The following is a 3760-nucleotide window of genomic DNA, read 5'->3' as shown; positions in this document are numbered from 1 at the left end:
ATTTGGGGATTCATGGTACAGTTATCAGTTCAGATACTGTTCCGTGAATAATTCAGGATTATGTATTTTATGAGTGAAAAAAGAATTATAAATGTATATTGTATAGATAAAATTTGTACATTTTATGGTAAAATGAATGATGTAGAAATAAATTTGAGGAAGAAGCAGGTGGACTTCTGGAGGATACATCATTCGTTTTGGTTAATCCGAGGTATATAGAAGAGTACCATTACGACAAAGTTGTTCTGCAGAATGGCATATCATTGGAAATCAGCAGGGCAAAGAGGGAGAATACACGTTTGATGTACATGAGGAAACTTGGAAAATAGGGAGAGAGAGGAAGGAAAATGACAATCGCATTAATATTGGTAGAAATATTTACAGTGATTATGCAGAGAAATGTATGTGAAAAAGCATTTGACCGAAAACCGGCAGGAACAGCGGTACAGTTCATGGTATGGGCAGCTTTTTATATTATTTCAAATGTGACTACATATTTTTTTGAATTGCCGTCATGGCTAAATATGGTAATTTTTTCAGTGACCTTTTTTGGCGTTTTAACCTGGTTATATGAAGGTTCTATTAGAATCAAACTTGTGCTGGTTCTGTTTTTGTGTCTGATAGGAATGCTGTCAGAGGTGATGGTTTGCTTCATCGGAATTTTGTGCGGCATAGATATTATACATATGATGGGAAATACAGAGGTCGCAATCATGTATACGATTTTATCAAAATTAGTCTGGTTTGTTGAAATCAAGATTGCGCTGCTGTTTTTGAAAAAAAATAAAAATATAGTAATCAGAAATATGGACTGGCTAGAGGTGTTTATTGTGCCGGTGAGCAGTATTTTTATTGTTATGGCGATATTTGTACCATTGACAGATGAGTATGTATGGGCGAAATTGATTGCATCCATATTGATATTGATTGTAAATCTTTTTACATTTTATAATTATAATGAATTACAGGAAAAAGCATTGTATCAGGCGGAAAGGCAGTTCTTGACGCAGCAGGTGGAAAATTATGCGGTTCAGCTTCAGGAAATGAGTAAAACATGGCAGCAGGCACGGGAGTACCGTCATGATATGAAGCAAAGGTATCTTTTGATTGAATCCTATTTAAATCGAAATGAATATGAAAAGATACGGGAACTATATCAGCAAAGTGTAGAGACTTTAACAGAAGAGGATAATCTTTCAAAGACAGGAAATGTAACTTTTGACACAATAGTCAATTACAAGGCGGCAGTTGCGCAGAAGAACCATATAAACGTAAAATTGGATAACATGATTCCGTATGATATGAAATTAGAGGACGTCGATTTATACAGTCTGTTGGGAAATCTGTTTGATAATGCGATTGAAGCAGCTAGTAAAGTAGACATAGAAGAGCGAGAGATAAAACTGCTGGCAAAAATGTCTGGAAATAATTTGTATTTGGAAATGGAGAACCCCTATACTGGCAATCTGAGAAAACAGGGGCAGAATTATCTTACAACAAAAGGGGATAAGAATGAACATGGATTGGGGCTTAGAATTGTAGAAAATATTATCAACCGTCATAGCGGTCAAATGATTATAGATGATAAAGAGAATTATTTTAGAATAAAAGTGCTTCTTTATAATATTGGAAAATAGTATTAGAAATAAGAGCGACTGTCGTAATATGTGTGTTGCGGAACCCAGGTGTTGAAATCAAGCAGATTTTGGCACCTGTTTTTTTGCCTGAAAACAAAAAGTTACAAGTAACAATGAAGTTTTTTACAAAAATAGGGAGAAAAAAAAGAAAGCCATATACATTGGGATATACGCAGTAACCTACAGAAGAAAAATGGAGGAAAATGCAGCATATCCCAGTAAACATGAGAAGACTGATAAAAAGTACTGCTCAAAAAGCGGTGTATGAGATATGGAAGAAACAAGTAAAAAGGCAAATGCCAAAATGCTTGTTAATTTCATCATACACTGCTTTTTTTGTTTGACATAAGAGTGGCTCGCGAAGCGTGTCACTCGTTGTTTTTCATGAAGTTCATGAAGTGTAATATCCGGGCGCTGCCCTTTTCGATTTTGAAAATTTACAAAATCGGAAAGGAGCAAGTCAAAGATGGCAGAAAGAGAAAAATATTATATCGGATTGAACGGACAAATCTTTGAAGTCAGTAAGGAACTTTACGAGACATATTACAAAGGGCAGCGCAAGGAGAAATACTTTCCCCATGATCTGAAGCAGGAACATACAAAGGTGGATAAGGAAACCGGAGAGATGATTGTCATTCCCAGCAGGGAAGATTCTTATGAGCGGCTTCTGGAAGCAGAGAAGCAGTTTGCAGAGAAAACGGAGAAAGTAGAGGATGTGGCAGTTCGGGCGGTCATGCTGGAGTAATTGAACGAAGCCTTACGTACACTTACAGACGAGGAGACAGCTATCATTCATGCCCTGTTCTACCAGGAGATCAGTGAGGTGGAACTGGCGAAAAAATTAGGAATAGCCAGAACAACCTTACAGTCACGAAAATATAAGATTTTAGAGAAATTGAGAAAATTATTGTAAACTATTGCCTCTTCATTTATTGGCTAAGTAGATGAAGGGGCAATAATCAGTTATATAATAAATCAGCAGATTCTTGATGGTAATTCAATTATAAAGACAATTACCATGCTGAAAATATAAAGAATATGGCAACTAAAAATGTATGATTGCAGATATATATGCTAAATATTATTATATGTCTTATCTACAAAATAAAACAGGAGGTTTTTGCAATGCTTTTAAAAGAAGAAATCAATAAATATTTGAATTATTGTAAATTTCAAAAGGAACTTGATGATAAGACGATAAAGGCATATAAGGCGGATTTGGAACAGTTTATTACAGTAATAGGAGAAAATAATCCCGATAAAGAAATGCTGAATGCATATCTTGTATACCTTCACCGTATGTATAAGCAAAAAACAGTCAAGAGAAAAATTGCCAGCGTGAAGGCACTGTTTCATTATTTAGAGGAAGAAGAACTGATAGAGATAAATCCATTCCATAAAGTAAAGACAAAGTTTCGGGAGGAAGTGATTTTACCCAAAATTATTCCGAGAGATATTATAGAGCAGTTGCTGAATCATCTTTATAAGGAAAGAAGTATTAAAGAATATTCAGAGTGGCGTAAAAAAATCATTTTAAGAGATATCGCAGTAGTGGAGACGCTTTTTTCTACAGGGCTGCGCATCTCGGAATTGTGCCATTTGCAAAATAAATATGTAGACTTAAAAAACGGTGTGTTATGTATTCAGGGCAAGGGAGGAAAGGAGCGATATCTTCAAATAGGAAATAATGACGTACTGTCTATACTGAATGCCTACAAAAAGTACTTTGAAGATGAGATAAAGAAGCAGGGATATTTTTTTGTCAATCGTTATGGAAATGCGCTGTCTGAGCAATCAGCCAGGAGCATGATACATAAATATGCCGGTGAAATTCAGGCAGATATAAATATTACACCGCATATGTTCCGACATTCCTTTGCGACCTATCTGATGGAGGAGGACGTGAATATCAGATACATACAAAAAATGCTGGGACATGCTTCGATTACCACAACGCAGATATATACATATGTAACGACTGAGAAGGAAAAAGAGATACTGCAGACAAGACATCCGAGAAATAAGATAAATATAGGAGAAAATTTCGATAATTTAGTATATTAAGATTGCTAAATATTGGGAAAGTTTGTATAATTAATATAGTAACGATAATTAGGAATTAT

Annotated in this window: 5 protein-coding genes; all 5 read left to right on the top strand. The window is 35.2% G+C overall.

Features of this window, described 5'->3' with window-relative positions:
• The first annotated feature begins 60 nt into the window (after window positions 1-60).
• The 5 genes from DW650_RS20705 (at window position 61) to DW650_RS19140 (ending at window position 3701) form a co-directional block, all read left to right on the top strand.
• Window positions 61-219: a LytTR family transcriptional regulator DNA-binding domain-containing protein gene (locus tag DW650_RS20705; RefSeq protein ID WP_334294430.1), complete on the top strand. Its 159-nt coding sequence runs from the start codon at window positions 61-63 to the stop codon at window positions 217-219.
• 128 nt (window positions 220-347) lie between these two features.
• Window positions 348-1637 (top strand): sensor histidine kinase, encoded by a 1290-nt coding sequence (locus DW650_RS19150; RefSeq protein ID WP_118210872.1) that lies wholly within the window; start codon window positions 348-350, stop codon window positions 1635-1637.
• 466 nt (window positions 1638-2103) lie between these two features.
• Complete coding sequence (locus tag DW650_RS20270; protein WP_243103032.1) at window positions 2104-2382, top strand: hypothetical protein; 279 nt, start codon at window positions 2104-2106, stop codon at window positions 2380-2382.
• A complete protein-coding gene (locus DW650_RS19145; protein ID WP_241070738.1) occupies window positions 2383-2550 on the top strand; it encodes a sigma factor-like helix-turn-helix DNA-binding protein in 168 nt (55 codons plus the stop codon).
• Between the two features lie 212 nt (window positions 2551-2762).
• Entirely contained in the window at window positions 2763-3701 is a 939-nt protein-coding gene (locus tag DW650_RS19140) for a tyrosine-type recombinase/integrase (protein ID WP_117650638.1), read from the top strand.
• The last annotated feature ends 59 nt before the right edge of the window (window positions 3702-3760 follow it).

The organism is Roseburia sp. AM23-20 (assembly GCF_003470905.1).
Taxonomy (GTDB): Bacteria; Bacillota; Clostridia; order Lachnospirales; family Lachnospiraceae; genus Roseburia; species Roseburia rectibacter.
The sequence above is the reverse complement of the archived record's forward strand: the minus strand, read 5'-3'. Positions and strand labels throughout refer to the sequence as shown.